The following is an 18,559-nucleotide window of genomic DNA, read 5'->3' as shown; positions in this document are numbered from 1 at the left end:
AGCGCCTCAGTGACTTGATGGCCTTCTGCATCGGTTACGTACGCCAAGGTGCGGCCAGAGCTTATTGGCTGGTGAGTGAATAGCGGTGAAGAGATCCTTAAGATAGAGGCTCCCGGAAAGCGCGGCGCTTTCCAGGCAACTCCCTTTAAAACTTACGCTGGTTATACCCCTGCAGCAGGCCCGCCAAACTAAGAGCCGCCGAAACCGCATCGATGAAGTTACGAAGACTGGGGTGCCCTTTTTGGCAGTTAGCCGGAAAATCCATAAAAATTATCCCTTTCGCGATGATCTGCATATGGGCGAAACTCCTCGGCTCTGATCCTGCAATTGTGGTGTGGCTAAAATGCAAAGAGCATATCTGGATTGCGAATTTACCGCCCTTGATCCCTACTATGAGCTCATTAGCCTCGCATTGGTCATTCCCAATGGCCCAGAGTTCTATGTTGAAATAGAAGACGGCTGGATTCTCAGTGATTGCTCCAACTTCGTTCAAAAAGTCGTGCTCCCCCTCCTCGACCTTGATAAGTATGGAAGAACGCAATCGCAAGCTGCGGACGAGCTACAGCAATGGCTAAGTCAGTTCGATGGTCTTGAAATCATCAGTGATGCGCCACAATGGGATTGGCCGTTGTTAGTGCGATTGGCAGGTCCAGACGGGTTGCCAAAAGGAGTGGTATCTAGCTCTATCACCTATGCAGATCAAGCGCAGATGGCCCACCTGGTCTTTCCTCACCATGCTCTACGGGATGCAAGATTGATTGCCGATTTTGTGGAGTCGATTCGAAATCGGCAGCTTGGCTAAAACGAGCGCTCGAACCAAGACAGTCTACGAAACCCGGGGCGATTCAAAGTGAGGTAGTTCTTCCACATCAAACCGAGAGCTCTCAGATGAAACTCGTAAGGTTGATCCGCCACGCGGAGAGCGCTGCTAACGTTGGTCTCGCCACTGCAGCACCAGATTCAATACCACTGACTGAAAACGGCCTCCATCAAGCTCGTGAGCTTGCTGAGTCCATAACGTGCACGCCCGATCTGATCATCTCATCCCCCTTTGAGCGCGCTATCGCAACCGCACTTCCAACCACAGCGTGTTTCCCTGACGTGTCATACGAAGTGTGGCCGGTCGAAGAATTTACGTATTTGAGCCCAAACCGCTTCGTCAGCACGAATCAGGCAGACCGAAAACCACATGCGGAAAGCTATTGGGTAAACGGAGATGCGGCAATGATTGATGGGCCTGGCGCTGAGTCGTTCGATCATCTGATCGGGCGCGTAGATGCAATGCTGGCCAAGCTTGCGGATCACGATGCTCAGTACATCCTGGTCTTTAGCCATGGGCAATTCATCAGAGCTGCCGCTTGGCTGATCAAACATGGTAGCCACGCTCGTTCATACGAACTCATGCGTGAATTTCGAGCTCACGATGTGAGGGAGCCGTTCAGAAATTGCTCGAGTTATCAGCTTGTGTTTAGCGACGGAAGCTGGACAGTTGAATGCCAGATTGACTCTTCTGATCAAGAGAGATTTAGCGACACGTTCTGCACAAGCGAGTGTTCTCGGTGACACCGTTTCAGCCAAGCTTCGCTGTCTCGCCAGCAAGCCCGGAAGCTTCGGTGTAACGTAATTTTGTGCTTCGTAACAGTCGCAACGTTACACATAGAAAATTGCGTTACAAGCCAACAAACACGGGGTCAAGAGCTCAAAACCATCATCCAAATCAGACTGCGTAACTGGCTCAGGCATTTATTTCCGAACTGAGCTTGCCGGAGAGGATGTTCGGGCTGGACTCCCCTATCCTGCTGCCCTGCCATAGTGTTTAGCATGACCGGTGCAACCTTCCGCGACTACTAGGAGCTCACCGATTTACTGGCGACCGAATGGCGGCGGCAGCCACTCAGTCGACCTATCAGTTCAAGGACTGCTTCTGCCCCAACTCTCCTACCTGGTATCTCCAAGGAACACATCGAACCCAGTCCTTGCACGGGTGACTTCATACGTGCTCATGATCTGAGTCAGATATCCTTGACCGAATCGTGCACAAATCTCATGTTCTTCAGCTCAAGGGTGAGTCTATGCGCAAGATCAAAAGCCGCAAGCGCTAAGCCTTTCGCCAGGCGGGAGGTTGGGGCTGGTAGTGGAAGCGTCAAAAGCCCTCCGACCGGTGATGTTCAATGCACTGGTCAGATCGAATGCAAATGCCTGGTCAAATGGTATGCAACTAACTGTTTTATAGGATGTTTCATGGATGAAGCCCGTGTGCCCACGACCTATAATGTTTCGGCTGCGTTTGAGGAATTCACTGGCGGCCGTCATTTTTTTGGAGCGTTATGGCCAGTCAAAATCTTTCAAATCTCCTCGCTCAAGTCACCCAGATCGTTGAACGCACAGGCGTTTTGCTCTCGAAGGAGTGGAATCGTGCGGATGGACCCCGCGGCCAGGGCGACAAGGCCTTAGTTGACGTAGAAATCGAAGATATTTTGAGGCCTGAACTTCTCAACCTACTTGGGTGCGATTTTTGGGGTGAAGAGACGGGGCACTTGCTCACGGGGCATGCCTGGTGTTGGGTTGTAGACCCAAACGACGGCACAAGTGATTTCTTGAAGGGGCTAAAGGGGTCTGCTCTGTCGGTGGGTCTGCTGCATGAGACTATCCCAGTGCTCGGGGTTGTGTATGCCCCTGTCACTCCTGAGGGGCTTCCTGATTGCATCGGTTGGGCAGAAGGTGTTCCACACTTGATTCGCAACGGCAAACCAGTAAGCGTACGTCTTGCTGATAAAAAGCTCTCGAAAGGCAGCACAGTAATGGTCAGCGCCGCGGCGGTGAATAAACCGGAGCTCAATCGTGAGCTGTGCGCACCGGCGTGTTTTCATGCAATGCCGTCAATTGCATACAGACTAGCAAGAGTCGCCATCGGCGATGCTGTATGTGGTGTCTCGCTCTATCCTGTCTCAGCTCATGACGTCGTAGCTGGGCATGCGCTATTGAGAGGTGCAGGAGGGGTGTTGCTGGACGAAAACGGAGTCTGTATCCGTTACACGACAGAGGCCGAAATGGCGAATGTATCGAAACGATGCTTCGGCGGATCACCTTCAGCGTGTCACAAATTAGCAACTCGTGAATGGGAACGAGTGCTTCGATAACATTCCATACGAAAGCGCAGCGGCGTGTTCCGAGTACAACCTGCATACCCCGTGTAGTGTCATCAACGCTTCGACGTTCCATTGTATGCGAAATTGCACTCCACTTGATCACCCGTTTGCATTCGACCTGACCAGTCATTTGCATTCGTTCGGGCCATCGATTGCATCGGATTTGACCAACACGCTTTCCAACCATGAACGGTAGAGAACGGCCAATTTCGGCCCTTCAGAAAAGACAAAAAACGACCTATAACAGACAGACGCCAGGGCTTGTATTCGGGCAGAAGTCGCCAGTGGACGCACAACGTCCCCCCGCCCTCAATTGCTGCGGCCAAAACGCGAAGACGCTGCTCGATCGGCTGAACGCTGACTATTCCGCTATAACTCAAGTGATGCCCTATCTACATCAGCGATGTCGCGCTGCCTAGCCCGATAGCGGGCATACCGGCCCCAGCAAGTTGAATGGCATTGGATATTCTGCTCGGTGAGTGAACCCATGGTAAAAATACAAACTAAATCAGCTTGGGCGACTTTGCAGCTGATGGTGGTAACAGAATGCGTTCTGGCAGACGATCAGACACCCATACGAAACTTTCGGGACCTTGACCTGAACGACCAGATAATGTCGTGTGCCGCAGTACTCGGCGTATTGATAACACTGTTTGGTGTGATCCGCGGTTTGGCAGAAGCACGCAAATCGAACCGTTTGAGGCAAGCAGCCGTGGCAAAGGAAGTACTCAAGGACCTGTTTACCGACCCACTCGGGCGCTCCGCGATGCAGATGCTGGATTGGGATGGCCGCACCTTCCAGACGGGCTCGCAACATGTGACCGTCCAATGGAGCGATCTTAAGCCAGCCTTGGTGGTTCACTCCAGTTCGACGATATTCAATCTCCAGCAACAATACATTCGCGATTGCTTCGAGAACCTGTTCGATCACTTGTTGATGATCGAACACCTGATAGCGATAGAGAACATTCACTACAATGACATCAAGGTGCCTGTCCAATATTACGCGGTGAAAATTTTTAAATATCCGCAAACCTTCGACCCATTCCTGTTCGAGTACGGTTACGCCAAGGCGCATGGGCTTATCGCCCGGTTGGCCAAGGATTAACAAGCGGTCAACTCACTGACCACGTGTCTTGTGAGTTGGGACTGTGCGTCCACATCGGGTCGGAAAGCGACGGTCTGGCCCAGATCGTCGCAGTGGAAGATTAGACTTCTGTCTGCTCTGCCATTTCTAGAGCATCGTCGACCTCGATGCCCAAATACCTGGCAGTGCTTTCGAGTTTCGTATGACCTAGCAAGAGTTGAACTGCCCTCAAGTTCTTGGTCCTGCGATAGATCAACGAAGCCTTGGTTCGCCGTAGCGTGTGGGTACCGTACATCGTCGGGTCAAGTCCAATGGCTGTTACCCATGCTTTGACTATTCGAGCGTATTGCCTGGTGGAGAGATGATCTGAGTCATGCAATCGCGTCGGGAACAGAAAGTCCTCACTGCGAAGATGCGCCTGACGCATCCAAGCCTCCAGAACTATTCGTGTTTGCTCAGTAATTTCAAACTGCACTGGATGTTGAGTTTTCTGCTGCATCACGATGGCCCGTGACGAAACATGCTCCCCATGCGCAATGTCACGTACTCGCAGCTTGGTTAAGTCACAGGCACGCAGTTTGCTATCGATGGCCAAGTTGAAGAGAGCCAGATCCCGTGTCTTCTCCGCGAGCTGAAGTCTGACCCGAATGGCCCAGATATCTCTGACTCGGAGCGGAGCTTTCTGCCCTACAAGTTTTCCCTTGTTCCAAGGCTGATGGCGATGTAAACCGATAGTGTTCATGGCTTGTCCTTCAGGTGAGGGAGGACAAGGGTGGATCAGTCGCAATGCGAAATGGTCGCTAATCGACCCAAAGCGAACGTTCATCAAGGTCTGCTTTTCGGGTTAAACGGGACTGACCCGCCTCTGTTAATCAGGCAACGAGCAGGACACCAGAGAAATAACTCCCCATGAATTTGACCATTCGCAACGAGCGCGCTGGAGACTTCCAACGCATCGCCACACTGACTGCCACAGCGTTTAAACAGACAGAACCTCTAGCCACACCGAACACTTCATCGTTGACGCCCTGCGCCGCGCCGGGCAACTGACCGTCTCCCTGATGGCAGTGGAAAATGACGAAATCATCGGACACGTAGCCATCTCCCCCGTCACCGTATATGGCGGTGTAACGGGATGGTACGGACTCAGCCCCATACCGTGTCGCCAAACCGCCAAGGCCAGGGCATCGACTCAATCTTGATGAAAGCCGCCCTGGCTGAATTGCAAGGCAAGGGTGCAGCGGGCTGCGTGTTGCTGGGCGACCCTGGCTATTACAGTCGCTTGGGTTTCAAGGCCAACACGGGATTGGAGTTGCCTGGCGTTCCCCAGGAATATTTCCAGGCACTGTCTTTCTACGGTGATATTCCGACGGGCTCTGCGCAATATCACAAGGCTTTCGATGCAGTGGAATGAGACTCGGGCAGCTTGACTATAGAATCGTCGCACCGCCTCATTGGGCTAGTGCAAAGCGCCCCCAAAAAACCGCTGCATCCAACAATTCCTGCTGTCTAGTGTCTAGTCCTGAAATAGATCTGCCACCTTTTGCTTTTTGCTGCGTGGTATCGCGTTCTCATTCGCGAACAAAGGTTGCTGCAAGAGAGATGAACGATGAGAGAGTAAGGTTTGCCGGAGCAGCCTAGAGATTTTTGGCGCCAGGTTTGTGTGTCTAGTCTTGGATGCAGGATCGCTAGTTAATTATACATAAAGTTAGATTTGTACAATGTAACACTGGCGGAACAGAAAAAATTAACAGTTAAGGCTTTATCTCGCACAATTTAGCCGAACTGTCTCATCAAATTTCCACTACAGGGCGCATTTTGAGCGATAGAGAATATAGCAAAACAATATAAATCGACTTAAGCAAAAAAAAAACCTTGGATCCATACTGAAACTTGCAGTCACTTTGTAATTACGCATGAAAACAAATCATAATAACGGAGCCAACAATGAACTTAACAAGCGAAGCAGTCGTGCAGATCGAAAATGAAGTTAAGGCAGCCCTCGACGCTCAAGGAGATATGGCAACTGAAAGCATTAGCACTCAATCTCTTTGCCAAAACAAAGAACTTATTCTTGGATTTTTGGAGACTTTAATTGGGCTCATCCCTGGTGTTCTCGGAAAACTAGCCGGTCAAGGAGTATTGGTTGCAGCCAAGGCCTGGTTTACCCATAAAGGTTGCTGAATACCAGGGCCGCACACGTTGCGGCCTTGGTTCCTCTGTGGGGAGGCCGTTTGGAAATCAATACGACCGCTCAGGAGCCACCATCCATGACCATCAACTCTCAATACGGCATTGGTTTTTCCGAAAAGCAGGTTATTATTAAATTCGACAATGTACTGGACCCAAATCAAAAAATTGCACTAGACGCTAACAAACCTTTTAGTGCTGGCATTCCCGAAACCTTTGACCATCATATATCAGAACAAATCGAATGGTCTTTTAATGCGCGCGATCTAAGTATTCAAGAAGTCGAAGAAAAGAAAACCGAAGCCGATACGGTAGCCATTGCTCCGGTAATGCCAATGCAGCTCATAGCTCCCCTTGAGATACACACCAGCGACGATGTTTTAACCACTAGTTCTATTGCATGGGGAGTGGAAGCCGTAGGTGCGACAACTTCAGCCTATACGGGAAAAGGGGTGACCGTCGCAATTCTCGACACTGGTATCGACCTCACTCACCCTGCTTTTACAGGTATTAACTATAAGGTTAAAAATTTCACCAGTGATGGCAATGGTGTAGATGACGTAACGGACACCAACGGTCATGGTACACATTGTGCAGGGACGATATTTGGGCGTAATGGAATATATGGCCGTATTGGTGTCGCACCGGGCGTGCAAAAGGTATTGGTCGCCAAAGTTATCGGTACTAACCGAGGAGATAGCGAGCAGGTCGTTAACGCTATCCAATGGGCAGCCGAACACGGTGCAGATATTATTTCAATGTCATTGGGGATTGACTATCCGGGGAAGGTAAAGCAACTGGAGCGGAACCTTCCAACTGAGCTAGCTGTTTCTCGTACATTAGAAGGCTATCGCGCTAACGTTATCCTATTCGATCGACTCGCAGCATTGATGCGGAGTAAAAAGGTTCTGATCGTGGCAGCAGCGGGAAATGAAAGTAGAAAAGACTTGAACCGTGAGTATGAAGTAGGTGTGAGCCCCCCAGCTGTCGCCGAAGGAATTGTTTCTGTTGCTGCCCTGAAGCAAACGCCTGGAGAGCACATATATGATATTGCTGACTTTTCAAATGTAGGTTCCAACATTGCAGGACCCGGTGTAGGCATTCTGTCTGCGAGCGCTGGTGGAGGTGTAAAGAAACTCAGTGGCACCAGCATGGCTGCACCACATGTTGCTGGTGTAGCCGCCTTGTGGATTGAAAAACTCAACACAACGGGTGGATACAGCTATTCAGCCTTGGCTGCGACATTAATTGGCAATGCCGATATTAACGTTTTTGTTCCCGGTTTTGACTTGCTCGATGTTGGAACTGGACTCGTCAAAGCTCCTTGATTGAGACGTCCGTCACGTCGGCGAATTATACGCAAAGGGAGACAGATTTATTGTCCAGAACAATAAGTCTGAGAATCATCTGGCCGGCCTCCCCATCTCACGGAGGTGGCGCAAAATTCAAGGTGCGAACTTAGACTTTTGCTGTGAGGAGGCCGTGATGAAATTCTGTGGCATAGACCTGCATTCGAACAACAGCGTTGTTGTGGTTACCGACGAAACGGACCGAGTTTTGATCAGCCGACGCTGCCCCAATGAGCTGACGCAAATCCTCCCGTTACTCGAACCACATCGTAGAGAATTGCTCGGCGTCGTGGTCGAGTCTACGTACAACTGGTATTGGCTGGTCGACGGCCTGAAGGCGGCAGGCTTCGAGGTAAAACTGGCCAACCCGGTGGCGATGCAACGCTACAACGGTTTAAAGCATTCCGACGATAAGGATGATGCAGCGTTCCTGGCGCATTTACTGAGGCTGGGGATATTGCCCACTGGCTATATCCATCCGCCACAAGAGCGAGCGCTGCGCGATCTGGCACGTAAACGGATTCAATTGGTACGCAACAGGACACAGCACATTCTGGCCGCTGAAAACATCATGGCGCGTCAGTCTGGCCACCGCCTGACCTGTAATGAAGTCAAAAGCCTGTCAGCCACCTCCGTGGACAGGCTGGGCCTGTCCACGGAGGTGGCTTTGGCGATGAAAGCCAATGTCGCCATTGTCCAGGCATTACAGACTCAAATTGATGTTCTCGAGGAGCGATTGCTGCATGAAGTCAGCCTGCGCCCCGAGTTCTGTTTATTGAAAACAATGCCTGGAGTTGGCGAAGTCTTGGCCACGGTCATCATGTTGGAAACCGGCGATATCGAGCGCTTTGCCGATGTCGGCAACTTCGCCTCTTATGCCCGCTGCGTAAAGAGTGCGCATTACTCCAACGGCAAGAAAAAGGGCGAAGGTAACACCAAGAACGGGAACGCTTACTTGATCTGGGCCTTTATCGAAGCGGCCAATTTTGCGCGACGCTTCAGTGCGGACGCCAAACGCTTTTTTGAGAAAAAGAAAGCCAAGACCAACGCCGTGGTCGCTACCAAAGCACTGGCGCACAAACTGGCGCGGGCGAGTTACCACATTTTGAAGGAGAAACAGCCTTTTGATGCCAAGCGCTGTTTCGCCTGAAGGGCGAGTTAAGGTGATGGCCGATCAACCAAAAAGGGACTGGCGTAAGCCATAAAATCTGAGTGGCGGCCGGCTGTCACCGCCTGAGTGTGTTGTAACCGGGTCGTCTGCCAAATGAGCCCGTCGAGACTGGACGTGCTTTTGCACGAACCACAGATCTGTGACATCTTTTTGGACATTTGGCGGCACCAACGTTTCTCTGGGGCAGTTGACTGCCAGGGCGGTGCTGGGTGTATCGCTACCGCTTGATCCACATGGGTGTCAGGCACGACTCGGTCGTAGCCAGCGATGAGGAAACGGATACGACGGGTTCAACCAGTCGGGTTTAGTGATAGGAGAAAACCCCGCAGCAAGAGCTGCAGGGCAAGTTGGCTTTTAGCCTTGACTCGAGACCGGCTAATGGGTGTCCCTTTTTTTGCATTGATGAAGTCATCACTGACTGAGTTGCAAGGCAAGGGCGCAGTTGGCTGCGTGTTGCTGCGTGATCCTGGCGACTACGGCCGCTTCGGCTTCAAGGCTAATACTGGATTGGAGTTGCCTGGCGCTCCCCTGGAATAATTCCAGGCGCTGTCGTTCAGCGGTGATTGGACGGCGGGCGCTGGGCAATAATTCCGGATTAGGCCATCCCCCTTGCGTACTAAAGAAAGATCTCAAATACATTTTTTGTTGTCGAACAAACCATGGCCAATTTTTCAACAGGCTCTGCCATAAGCAAGCGTCGTAGATGTGGGATTGCATAGGGTGGATGCCGTATACCTCTTGTGTGTGGATCATCACCGTCGTTGCAACAGAGTCTGCCTGTTGATCATCATCACCCAATCCTCGAACGCTTGCGAAAGTGCAATGAAATCTTGGGCGGCCACCAAAGTTTTGCGATTAGCTAAGAGTTTTGAGTAAGCCTCGACCGCTCCTTGGAGACTGGATGCTTCATCTGCCAGCGACAGGATGGCACGGCCGTCGGCGTTCTGTTTTAACTTGCGTGCCCGCTCGCCGCTGCCAACGTACTTGTCGATCGTTGACCACAAGCCGATGCGTGTGGGGACATTGCCATCAAACGCGCGGGTGAGAGCATTGCCCAAAGGCTCGAGCCAGTCGGGATGCTTGCAGGCCAGCATGCGGAGCACTTGATCGGCCGAGTGAGGAGGGCCAAAGGTTATGTAACTGCGAACGACCGCAGCAAACTCGCGTGTGATTTCGATATCGGCGATGACGAAGTCGCCCTTGAAATGAAGAAGTTGCTTCGCCAGCTTGTTGCCACGTGCAAGTACGTCGAGGTAAGCATCGGAGTCAACCGCCTGTGAATAGGACTTGTCCGCCATCTGCTTGCCTGATTGATTAATGAAAACGTCGAGGAAAACGTCAACTTCGCGACGGCTGATAGTGGCGAAGTGATTGTCGAGGTCGACGCGTTTCAGTATGGGCCGGTCGGGCGCCGTCTCGAAGAACGAGAGGATACGCAGCGCATCGCTGCCCGCTGCTGCATCGGGCAGCCTCGTCGTGCTGCGCGCGAATTCGCTCGCGCGGTCCAGCACCGGCTGCAAGTCCACGACGAACTTGCGCCGTTCACCACACACCATAAGCGTTGCGAAATCCCAGGCAATCTCAGGTATATCCATGGCCACCGCCGGAGAATAGGTCGCCCTGGTAAATTGCTCGATTACTTCGAAGAGCATCTTGTCGGCCTTCGAGTCGCGAGTTGCCCACCGCAATACGAAGCGTAGGGCATGTAACGTTGGTGGATCCAGTCGCGCAACGTCGTCGAGCCTGGCTTGCGCCAGCGTTTCGATGGCAGCCTTGATTTCCTTGTTCCGCGCAATGCGACCAGAGCCCGCGTCGCGCAGGCGGCTCCACCGTCCCGTGCGATAGAGCGCCTCCAAACGAAGCCCGTGCGAATCCGACGACTTTTCCAGGGTTGGTTGCGCGTCCAGCAGTTTGAGGAACCCTTCAGCGCCGAGACGCCGCAACAAGCGCGGGCCCGACTCCCTCAGCAGCGAATTGAGGATCGGCAGAGAAAAGGTAGCGAGCGTGGTAGCAGGGATGCTACGGCCGAGCTTCGCCTTGAGGTAGCTCTGCGCGGGCTCCGCCAGGTCATCAACGGCACTGGACAGCGACCGCGCCATCGCGGGCGTCCATAACAGATCGACTTCCTCGAGCGGTACGCGTGCACCAAGCAACATGTGGTAGATCGTTTCCGAGCGTGCGGTGTCGTCCAGTTCCGCACTCTCGCGAAACCGTTCCAGCGCACGGTTGTTGGCGGCCTCGAACTTTTGTCTATCCTTGCTTCGCATGAGTGCGAGCATCGCACGTCGTACTTCCGGGCGATGTCGCAGCACGGGGCCTTGCCGCGTGACAAGCCAGCGTTCGTTCTGGAGTCGGCGGAAAAGCTCGTTCTCGGCGCCCTCGGCCAGCGGATGTTTGTCATCGCAAAGACCACTGGCCGGCGCCATGACGTCACGGATGATCTCCGGTGAGATCGTGCGCACGACGAGGCCTGGCTCGGCGAGCTTTCGCACGTCTTTGTCGTTGATATGCTCGATCATGCGTCGAGCCAGGATGCCGGTGATTCGAAGTGCCACGAGCTCTGCACCGAACTGGTCTTCGCTTTGAGTGGCGGCGTCGATCTCTTGGCCAATGCCCTCGATGAGGCTGTTGAGCAGAGATGCGCGCTGATCCGGCTCCTGACCTCTCAACCAGTTTGTGACGACGATAACGTCCAGTGGACTATTGCGTAGCGCGGGTGCGAGTGCTGCGATGTGCGCTTCCGTCAGGTTCAACGCTTCGGTGTTGCTGCGGCGGCGCAAGAGCTCCCTGGTTTCGGCCAACGACAGTTGCCTGAGATCCACGGGACTCTGTTGCGTTTCGATATCCGTGAGGTCGCCTCGGCCGGCGACCACCAGGCGAAGGTTGCTCCACTCGCCCATCACCGGTGTGCGTAGCGCGTTGATCAGCGCGTTCACGCCCGCAACGGCTTCCTCGTCGTACTGGACGATCTCATACGTATCGAAAACGATCAGCACAGGCCCGCGGCCCCCGTTGAGTTTCTCGACAATGGATCGCAGGGTTTCGCAGTAGCTGGAAAGCTCCGAGCCGGTAGCGTACTCGCGCTCGCGCCGAGTGAAGTTCTTGGCTTGGTTATCGATGGTATGGCGAAGGTCACCCCGGTACCTGCTGAGGTCAGGCTCTGCCAGGGGCAGACACAAGCCCAGTTGTACGGCAATCTCGATCAGCAGCTGCAGTGGCTGCCGGGGCGCCAGCGCCGCGCGGTCGAAGTCGAGGTAGGCAAATGGTAGATCGACACCGGCGAACAATACGTGGTCCAGCACGAACTTACCGATCAGTGTCGATTTGCCCATGCCTCCGATGCCGCGCACAAGCAGCGGCTGATTGGCATCCTTGAACGTGGCCGTCGCCCATAACGAATCGAGTGCCCGCGTCACATAGTGCTTGAGCGCCTCTGGCTCGCGTAGCCCGACGTAGGCACGTAGCCGCTCGGTTTGCGCGATGCGCCCCACGACGCGGTCTTCCCTGCCGTCCGAACCGGCCTTGACACTGCGGCCAACGAGAAGGCGGAAAGGATCCAGTATTCCCCGTCGCGCGATGAGGCGCCGCAAATCGAGCGGGCGCGGCAGCTCCGCAAGGTCCGAACCCTCCAGCCACTCCGCGATGGTAGCGAGTTGCTCCAGTTCTTCTAGTTCCATGAGCTCGAGGTCCAGGCGCTCACCCGCGAGCACGCGGCGAAGAAGGGGGCCCTCACGGTCGTGGGCGTTCAGCGCCTGCGCGCCTACGCTGAGTTGGGACCACAGGTGGCTATTGCGCGCCTGCATGAGGATTTCGCGTCGCGCCTGCGGCCGCAGTTGCCAAACCCGCTCCGCTCCGGCGGTTATCACGTCGGAAACCGCAATGATCTCGGCGATCGACGATTTGTTGCCGTCGACGTCGGTTGTCAGGTCGGATGGCAGGAAACAGCCGCGCGTCGCCGCGGCCATTGCCAGCGGCGTCACGTACGGGGCAGCTTCCAACGCGTCGGGTAGCGCGGTCACCCAGGAGGCGCTCTGCACATCGATGGCGCTAATGAAGCCCTCGGTGTCGAAGCCGGCCTTCCGTAGCCTGGCGATCAACTCTTGCTCCGATGTCTCATGCTTGGTGGTCATGCTATGCCTGCTGTCTTGAAGAGCTGGTTCATGACTTCGATGATCGCCCCGCCGAGGACACGGATGCGTGTCGCCCGATCCCGGACGGCCGTCGCCTGCTTGAACTCAACCAGCTCATAGAGGCTCCTGGCCATGGATTCGTCAAACTTGTTGCCTGCGCCCTCGCTTTCGAAGGCAGTCTGGACGCACTTGATCCAGGCATTGCCGTCGATGTCATCCTGGGAAACGGTGTCGCGCAAGTACTCGATCGATCTCTCGCGCACGAAATCCGGCACGTGGCCGATGGTGAGCCAGCGCAGGGATCGAAGGCCGGCGCCTAGGGCCTGGTCGGTGTCCGTGATCGCCATCATGCCGGCAAGTAACTCCTTCATCGCGCCTTCCGGCGGGTACCGATGAACGTTGTCGATCACAATCCAGAGTAGCTCGCGCAGCATAACCTTTTGCCCAGTAGCCGTCGCGGCCTCCCACTCGTTCTCCCCGGCCGTCTCGGTGTTCGCCGTTCCGTTGGCAGCGGCCCGCTGTTCGAGCAGATCTCCGAACCAATGCGGCAGGTCATTTGCCCACCAGCGCGTCCACTGTCGCTCGTCGTTGGGCCTGGGGGGAGCCGTGTCGAGCGTGGGCAGGTCGATACCGATACGCCGCCCGATCTCGCGCAGGAATGCATCGGGCCCCATTGAGCGCAGTTCCTTGGCCTCAAACTCGACGATGAGAACTGAGCGCCCTCGTGCCAATGCCTTCAACAACTCGGCCGAGAAGCTTTTGCCCGACTTGCCAATACCCTTGACGTCATCCGCATCGTCAACAACGATCAAACGCCGCTCCACGTCTGGCTGCATCAGGTTGAGAGCCATTTCCTTGAAGTCCTCGCGCCCGAGCACAGGGCGCGGCGCCGCCAAGTTTGTCGACAGTGACCAGAGCTTGATGTCCGCGGGCGGCTGGTTGCGAGATGCGCTCGTCACGACGGCAGGCAATGCGCTGATCACGTGATCGATGCGAACGCCCTGGTTGCACTGCTGGGTGGCGCCCTGGAAGTTTTTGGGTCTGCCCGCGTTGTGAAAGGCAATCAGATCAAGGTTGCGGTCGAAGCAGGGTGAGCCGGACGAACCGTGGTCGGTATTGGTGTCGTACCAGATGCGCGAGGTGGTTGGATCCTGTGCGCAAAACTCGTTCATCGAGAAGTTCTGCGGCAAACCCTGCGGGTGCTGAAGTATCGTAATGATCTCTTGCGTCCTGAGCACCGGCACGGAGCCATTGAGCTGCAGCCAGCCGCGCATCTTGCCTCCCCGCCGCGCATCGGCCTTGATACCGATGGGCGTGGCCAGGCGAATGACGGCGCAGTCCAGGCGCGTTGCGATGCTGGGGTTTCCGGCAAAGTTGTGCGTGTACCCGTCCCTTGCGTCGGTAAGGCTCGACCACACAAGCCAATCCGTGTCGGCATCGACGACAATACATTCGGGCGGCGGTGTATCCCGCTCGAACTTGCTGACGATCGTCCGGTAGTCGAAGACGCAGCAAAGCTTGGGCGCGGATCCCACTTGCTGCTGGTCGTTCACCTGGACGACATTATTGATCACGACACCGGTCGCGATCGCGTTGATCAACCCCACCACCACATGTCGGGCGGTGAGCACAAGGTCAGGAGCGATAAGAAAGCCCGTGCCACGAATGCCCGGATCATCGAGTCCATCGTCGACCCAGATCGCGCAAACGCATGGCATCATCGCCTTGAGCCAAGTCGAGAACTCCTCGGCGTTGAAATAAGGCTTCACCTTGTTGTTAATAGATTGCAGCGCGGCGGCGTTGACCTTGCCATCCACATCCACGTTGACCGTGCCATTCAAGATGTGAACCAGCTCGGAGCTCGCATTGCTGTCCTGGTACAGCGCATAGACAAACGCGGCGAGCTTATCACGGGTGACGAGATCCTCAACCAGCGCCTTACACAGCTTCGGCCAATCGTTGATGGCGTCCGGCGCAAGCTCTTCCACGTACTTATGGCGACGCGAGGGCTCCATGTCCGACGGCAGCGTCGATTGGGCCGCGTTCATCACCGCGGTCCACGACGCGTATCTGGCAAGCACCTTCGGAAACACGTCAGGGGAAGTGGCAGTAATCATCGTCGACGAGGCTAGACGCCCCACTCCTGTGCCAGGTTTTTGACGATCACGGCATGCGCTCTGATCGCCGTGAAAAGCACCGCCTCGTTACGCTCGCCGGGCGTTCCGAAGTAGTGAAGCCCCACAGCCTGATAGCTGCCGAAGTCGATGACCGGGCTGCCGGATGAGCCGTTAGTTGTCGCGCAGTCGTGCGCCAGCGTATTGCCCCCGAGAATCTGGCTGATCTTGCCAGGGCTCAGTCGCTTAGTTCCGTCCAGCGGGCCGAACACCGTCGCTACGTTCGGGTCGTCCTGGAGGTCGACGATAGGGTGGCCGACAGTGAACACGTTGGCTTTCTCCCAGACGGATCGCTCGACAAGGTCGAGGTCGATCTTCCGCCGTTCGTTGAGCACGGGCGAATCGGAGAGCCTGAACACGGCGATGTCCGGCACCTGCGAAGACTCAACGTAGAGGACCTGCTCGATCGCGACCTCGCTCGGAGGCTTGGCTGCATGTTCGAAGGAAAAATTGACGAAACCATTGACGTCCGGCCGCAACCTGTACCCCCTGCGCGCGTCATCCGCCGGTACGCCCGGCTTCAGGCGGGCAAGGTGCACTCCGACGTGGGCGTTGGTAACTAGCGTGCGAGGGCCAATCAGCCATCCGGTTCCGATCGGCTGGCGCTTACCGTCGATCTCCTTCACGATGTAGCCGACCGCGCGGCATATGGCGTCCATCTTCGTCTCGGCCGCCGTAGCCAGTCCGATCCACAAGCCACTCGCCTCGAATGAGGCCGTATCGGGCAGGTTGTCGGCGACGAACCACGCTGGCCGGTCGGTGACGGATATGACCGCTTCAAGGCCCGAGATTTCTTTGTCCGAGAGATCGTCAACGCGCAACTCTGCGCGCGCGAGCTTGACCGCCGCTTCATGCCCGGCTTGCGCCAGTGCAGCCGCAGCACCTGCCGCGACATCGGTGCCCATTGTCGGTGCCGCGGCACTCATCCGCGCCGCCATGCGCGACGCGAGTTCGTCCGCGGGGGGAAGTGCCGGCTGCATGGCTGACTCGAGCTGAGCATCGCTGGCACGTGCCAGACGCATGGCGAAGTCCGCCGCCCGTTGGGCGCGCTCTTCGCGAGATTCCGGGTATCTGGCCTTCATCGCTCTTGCGCTCCTTTTGTGTTGAGGACCACCTTGTAGACCGCCCCCTCGTCGTCACCCACTGCAACGATGACTGCCTGATTACTTCCATCGGGCAAGAAGAAGCGCAGCGACACCTCTCCTGGTGGCAGTCCCGCGCGCGCAGTCCCGTCCGGTCCGGTGACATAGCCGATCTCCGGCATGGGCTCGGACGCATGCTCAACGACCAACCGTGTGCCAGGAAGTGGCTCGCCGCTGGAGCTTCTCACGACGAGCGTGCACGCAATCCGTGCCATGACAGGGCCCGTGCCTCAGCTTCCGTCCGCCGCAAGCCACTCCTTGATCAACTGCACCATCTCCGGAATGAGCCGCGGTCCCGAGTTCGCCATGATCCTCCACGAGCCAGGCGTGCCTCCCGTACCGTACGCGTGAATAGCGATCGCGACAGGATCGGCTCCCAACGCCGCCTGATGCCAAACGGGAGAGCCGCTTTGTCCGCCATAAGTGTCGATGTCGTAGAAAACACGCCGTGCAGTGGTGCGCAACACGCGATTGGCGTGGAAGTACTGCGCCTCACCGCCGCCGCGATCAGCTGGGTAACCTGAAATGTTGAGCAACGCGCCTTCGAGGTCCTGGTCGGTCAACGAGGCGATCTTGAAGTACCCCACCGTATCCCCGAGCGGCTGGTCGAGGTGGATACAGCCGATGTCGTAGTCAGGATTTAGTTCGTCCTGCCAGATCTTGGTCGCCGAGAAGCGGGTGGCTGTCACCGTGCCATATGGGAACTTGTCACCATTGCGGCCAGGGGACACCTCGATGGATTCGATCCAGCCTCCGAAATCGCTTTCACTGAACACACAGTGGCCCGCGGTTAGCAGCGTACTTGGGCCGATGAACCATCCGGTGCCGATGTAGGTCGAGGAGTAAGGCGGCTTGGGCTTGAGCTTCAGCGCCGCGATCATACGCCAGGGCTGCTTGTCCGTATCACTGATTCGGACCCGTTCGTCAACGCCGATTACGGTCTCGGTGCCAATGCGAGTTAATGGGAGCAGCATGCGTGCGCTGCTCTTGCCAATGACAATGAGATCGTCGGCCGCACTCGATTCCGCACTGGAAGCGCTGCCCTTGCTGCCCGTTGTCTCCGTCACCGTGAACAGAGGTGTCATTTCTGTCGGTGGCGTAGAGGAAGACCACTGAATTGGCTTTGTCATGATGTGCTCCTGGAAATCGGCTCATTTCAGTTGCATTTGGCGAATGCGAAGAGCAGCGTGATAGATCGCCACTCGTTACATTTAGGCTGAAAGCTCCTGGCACCAAGTCGTGTAAAGCGAGCAGCAGCGAATCAAGATCTGGACATAACCCTCCTCCTTCAGTGCCAGTAACATCTCTGCTGCACCACATTGTCGGACGGCCCTTGGGGACCTTCGTTGAGCGTATTGACGACCGCTGGTTGTTAACCAGAGCCTTCGCGAACCAGTTTGGCTGCCAAGATGGCCTGTAATGCAATTTCGCCCAAGCGATCGCCAAGAGGCTTTTCCAGCACGGAGAGGAGGTGGTTGTTGCCGATGATTTCGGTGGTCGCGCTTTCGAACTCAGCGGCTGTACTATTGATCTTGAAAAACAGTATATTTGTCTCGCGATCGTCCACACTCAATCGAGCGGCCACATGCCGCATACGAGTCTCCACTGCGTCCGAACTGACCGCGCCAATATAAATCTCCTTGGTCTCGAAGCGCTTACTCTGCTGGTCGAACAGACGGATCCACGGCTGGTTCTCGTCCTCTTTCTTTAGATTTTCCAGCAGGGCCAAGATTACGGGCCCGACGCCGATGCCACCTAGAGCAATGGTCAAAAATGGGATGATGGCCTCATGCACAGAAAGACCCTTCTTGCGCAAGGTCGACCGGGTGAAGCTACTCGGCGACACGTCCAATCCAATGCGCATTAGATTAGATTTGTAGGAAGCGAACCACTCGTCTTCGGATGCGTTGAGCCCCACTTCTCCGTTTGCGGCCAAAGTAGCAAATGTCAAGGCTAGCGACAGCGGGCCGCGACTCTCAGGCGCACTTTTGGAGTAATCAATGAGGGTATTGCCAGTGACAATCGCGTCGGGCAGTTTGTTCAGGTCGAGCGCGGGTGGCGCAACTGCTAACTCCCTCACCGCCTCTGGCAACTCTACTTTTAGCAGCTTCGCATTTTCAATAAAAGTCACGGCATTATGGTTCATGCTTATTTTCCTGTCAGATGC

General features: G+C 55.5%; 16 protein-coding genes and 2 pseudogenes. 10 read left to right on the top strand and 8 right to left on the bottom strand.

Features of this window, described 5'->3' with window-relative positions:
• Window positions 1-145: 145 nt before the first annotated feature.
• Window positions 146-295, bottom strand: coding sequence for a hypothetical protein (locus tag ACX3YD_RS30615; RefSeq protein ID WP_458961870.1), 150 nt, complete (start codon window positions 293-295; stop codon window positions 146-148).
• A 48-nt stretch (window positions 296-343) separates the two neighbouring features.
• On the opposite strand from ACX3YD_RS30615, the gene ACX3YD_RS30610 reads away from it, so the two are divergent.
• The 5 genes and pseudogenes from ACX3YD_RS30610 to ACX3YD_RS30590 all read left to right on the top strand — a co-directional run bounded on the left by ACX3YD_RS30610 (window position 344) and on the right by ACX3YD_RS30590 (window position 4,257).
• Window positions 344-802, top strand: a complete 459-nt coding sequence (locus ACX3YD_RS30610; protein ID WP_458961869.1) for a hypothetical protein — start codon at window positions 344-346, stop codon at window positions 800-802.
• 86 nt (window positions 803-888) lie between these two features.
• A complete protein-coding gene (locus ACX3YD_RS30605; RefSeq protein ID WP_458961868.1) occupies window positions 889-1,563 on the top strand; it encodes a histidine phosphatase family protein in 675 nt (224 codons plus the stop codon).
• Window positions 1,564-2,018: 455 nt separating this feature from the next.
• Window positions 2,019-2,102: pseudogene (locus ACX3YD_RS30600) on the top strand (ATP-binding protein); the annotation flags it as partial.
• Window positions 2,103-2,327: 225 nt separating this feature from the next.
• Window positions 2,328-3,140: an inositol monophosphatase family protein gene (locus ACX3YD_RS30595; RefSeq protein WP_458961867.1), complete on the top strand. Its 813-nt coding sequence runs from the start codon at window positions 2,328-2,330 to the stop codon at window positions 3,138-3,140.
• A 496-nt stretch (window positions 3,141-3,636) separates the two neighbouring features.
• Complete coding sequence (locus tag ACX3YD_RS30590) at window positions 3,637-4,257, top strand: hypothetical protein (protein WP_458961866.1); 621 nt, start codon at window positions 3,637-3,639, stop codon at window positions 4,255-4,257.
• 100 nt (window positions 4,258-4,357) lie between these two features.
• Here the strand turns inward: ACX3YD_RS30590 and ACX3YD_RS30585 are convergent, their stop codons facing one another.
• The gene (locus ACX3YD_RS30585) at window positions 4,358-4,978 is read right to left on the bottom strand and encodes a tyrosine-type recombinase/integrase (RefSeq protein ID WP_458961865.1); all 621 of its coding nucleotides are present in this window, start codon (window positions 4,976-4,978) and stop codon (window positions 4,358-4,360) included.
• Window positions 4,979-5,145: 167 nt separating this feature from the next.
• Here ACX3YD_RS30585 and ACX3YD_RS30580 point away from each other — a divergent pair.
• The 5 genes and pseudogenes from ACX3YD_RS30580 (at window position 5,146) to ACX3YD_RS30560 (ending at window position 9,483) form a co-directional block, all read left to right on the top strand.
• Window positions 5,146-5,650, top strand: a pseudogene (locus ACX3YD_RS30580) (GNAT family N-acetyltransferase).
• Window positions 5,651-6,183: 533 nt separating this feature from the next.
• Window positions 6,184-6,420 (top strand): hypothetical protein, encoded by a 237-nt coding sequence (locus tag ACX3YD_RS30575; protein ID WP_458961864.1) that lies wholly within the window; start codon window positions 6,184-6,186, stop codon window positions 6,418-6,420.
• 86 nt (window positions 6,421-6,506) lie between these two features.
• Complete coding sequence (locus ACX3YD_RS30570) at window positions 6,507-7,754, top strand: S8 family peptidase (protein ID WP_458961863.1); 1,248 nt, start codon at window positions 6,507-6,509, stop codon at window positions 7,752-7,754.
• Between the two features lie 157 nt (window positions 7,755-7,911).
• The gene (locus tag ACX3YD_RS30565) at window positions 7,912-8,925 is read left to right on the top strand and encodes an IS110 family RNA-guided transposase (protein WP_458960030.1); all 1,014 of its coding nucleotides are present in this window, start codon (window positions 7,912-7,914) and stop codon (window positions 8,923-8,925) included.
• 399 nt (window positions 8,926-9,324) lie between these two features.
• The gene (locus ACX3YD_RS30560) at window positions 9,325-9,483 is read left to right on the top strand and encodes a hypothetical protein (protein WP_458961862.1); all 159 of its coding nucleotides are present in this window, start codon (window positions 9,325-9,327) and stop codon (window positions 9,481-9,483) included.
• Window positions 9,484-9,698: 215 nt separating this feature from the next.
• Here ACX3YD_RS30560 and ACX3YD_RS30555 read toward each other — a convergent pair whose 3' ends face one another.
• The 6 genes from ACX3YD_RS30555 to ACX3YD_RS30530 form a co-directional block, all read right to left on the bottom strand.
• The gene (locus ACX3YD_RS30555) at window positions 9,699-13,076 is read right to left on the bottom strand and encodes a hypothetical protein (RefSeq protein ID WP_458961861.1); all 3,378 of its coding nucleotides are present in this window, start codon (window positions 13,074-13,076) and stop codon (window positions 9,699-9,701) included.
• Window positions 13,073-15,124, bottom strand: a complete 2,052-nt coding sequence (locus ACX3YD_RS30550) for a trypsin-like serine peptidase (RefSeq protein ID WP_458961860.1) — start codon at window positions 15,122-15,124, stop codon at window positions 13,073-13,075. The genes ACX3YD_RS30555 and ACX3YD_RS30550 overlap by 4 nt, the downstream gene beginning before the upstream one ends.
• 80 nt (window positions 15,125-15,204) lie before the next feature.
• Window positions 15,205-16,332: a trypsin-like serine peptidase gene (locus ACX3YD_RS30545; RefSeq protein ID WP_458961859.1), complete on the bottom strand. Its 1,128-nt coding sequence runs from the start codon at window positions 16,330-16,332 to the stop codon at window positions 15,205-15,207.
• Window positions 16,329-16,514 carry a hypothetical protein gene (locus ACX3YD_RS30540; protein WP_458961858.1) on the bottom strand — a complete coding sequence of 62 codons (186 nt, stop codon included), beginning with the start codon at window positions 16,512-16,514 and terminating at the stop codon, window positions 16,329-16,331. Before ACX3YD_RS30540 ends, ACX3YD_RS30545 begins: the two co-directional genes overlap by 4 nt.
• A 108-nt stretch (window positions 16,515-16,622) precedes the next feature.
• Window positions 16,623-17,522, bottom strand: a complete 900-nt coding sequence (locus tag ACX3YD_RS30535) for a trypsin-like serine peptidase (protein WP_458961857.1) — start codon at window positions 17,520-17,522, stop codon at window positions 16,623-16,625.
• A gap of 242 nt (window positions 17,523-17,764) precedes the next feature.
• A complete protein-coding gene (locus ACX3YD_RS30530) occupies window positions 17,765-18,538 on the bottom strand; it encodes a hypothetical protein (protein WP_458961856.1) in 774 nt (257 codons plus the stop codon).
• Window positions 18,539-18,559: the final 21 nt, after the last annotated feature.

The sequence above is a fragment of the Pseudomonas fluorescens group sp. PF-1 genome (assembly GCF_054481335.1).
This window is presented reverse-complemented; position numbering and strand designations above follow the sequence as displayed.

Bases quoted from the DNA above. Each gene is read 5' to 3' on its own strand.
- ACX3YD_RS30530 (WP_458961856.1), bottom strand. From the start codon at position 18,538: ATGAACCATAATGCCGTGACTTTTATTGAAAATGCGAAGCTGCTAAAA.
- ACX3YD_RS30585 (WP_458961865.1), bottom strand. From the start codon at position 4,978: ATGAACACTATCGGTTTACATCGCCATCAGCCTTGGAACAAGGGAAAA.
- ACX3YD_RS30595 (WP_458961867.1), top strand. From the start codon at position 2,328: ATGGCCAGTCAAAATCTTTCAAATCTCCTCGCTCAAGTCACCCAGATC.
- ACX3YD_RS30610 (WP_458961869.1), top strand. From the start codon at position 344: ATGCAAAGAGCATATCTGGATTGCGAATTTACCGCCCTTGATCCCTAC.
- ACX3YD_RS30615 (WP_458961870.1), bottom strand. From the start codon at position 295: ATGCAGATCATCGCGAAAGGGATAATTTTTATGGATTTTCCGGCTAAC.
- ACX3YD_RS30570 (WP_458961863.1), top strand. From the start codon at position 6,507: ATGACCATCAACTCTCAATACGGCATTGGTTTTTCCGAAAAGCAGGTT.
- ACX3YD_RS30555 (WP_458961861.1), bottom strand. From the start codon at position 13,076: ATGACCACCAAGCATGAGACATCGGAGCAAGAGTTGATCGCCAGGCTA.
- ACX3YD_RS30565 (WP_458960030.1), top strand. From the start codon at position 7,912: ATGAAATTCTGTGGCATAGACCTGCATTCGAACAACAGCGTTGTTGTG.
- ACX3YD_RS30590 (WP_458961866.1), top strand. From the start codon at position 3,637: ATGGTAAAAATACAAACTAAATCAGCTTGGGCGACTTTGCAGCTGATG.
- ACX3YD_RS30545 (WP_458961859.1), bottom strand. From the start codon at position 16,332: ATGAAGGCCAGATACCCGGAATCTCGCGAAGAGCGCGCCCAACGGGCG.
- ACX3YD_RS30560 (WP_458961862.1), top strand. From the start codon at position 9,325: ATGGGTGTCCCTTTTTTTGCATTGATGAAGTCATCACTGACTGAGTTG.
- ACX3YD_RS30535 (WP_458961857.1), bottom strand. From the start codon at position 17,522: ATGACAAAGCCAATTCAGTGGTCTTCCTCTACGCCACCGACAGAAATG.
- ACX3YD_RS30575 (WP_458961864.1), top strand. From the start codon at position 6,184: ATGAACTTAACAAGCGAAGCAGTCGTGCAGATCGAAAATGAAGTTAAG.
- ACX3YD_RS30540 (WP_458961858.1), bottom strand. From the start codon at position 16,514: ATGCCGGAGATCGGCTATGTCACCGGACCGGACGGGACTGCGCGCGCG.
- ACX3YD_RS30550 (WP_458961860.1), bottom strand. From the start codon at position 15,124: ATGAACGCGGCCCAATCGACGCTGCCGTCGGACATGGAGCCCTCGCGT.
- ACX3YD_RS30605 (WP_458961868.1), top strand. From the start codon at position 889: ATGAAACTCGTAAGGTTGATCCGCCACGCGGAGAGCGCTGCTAACGTT.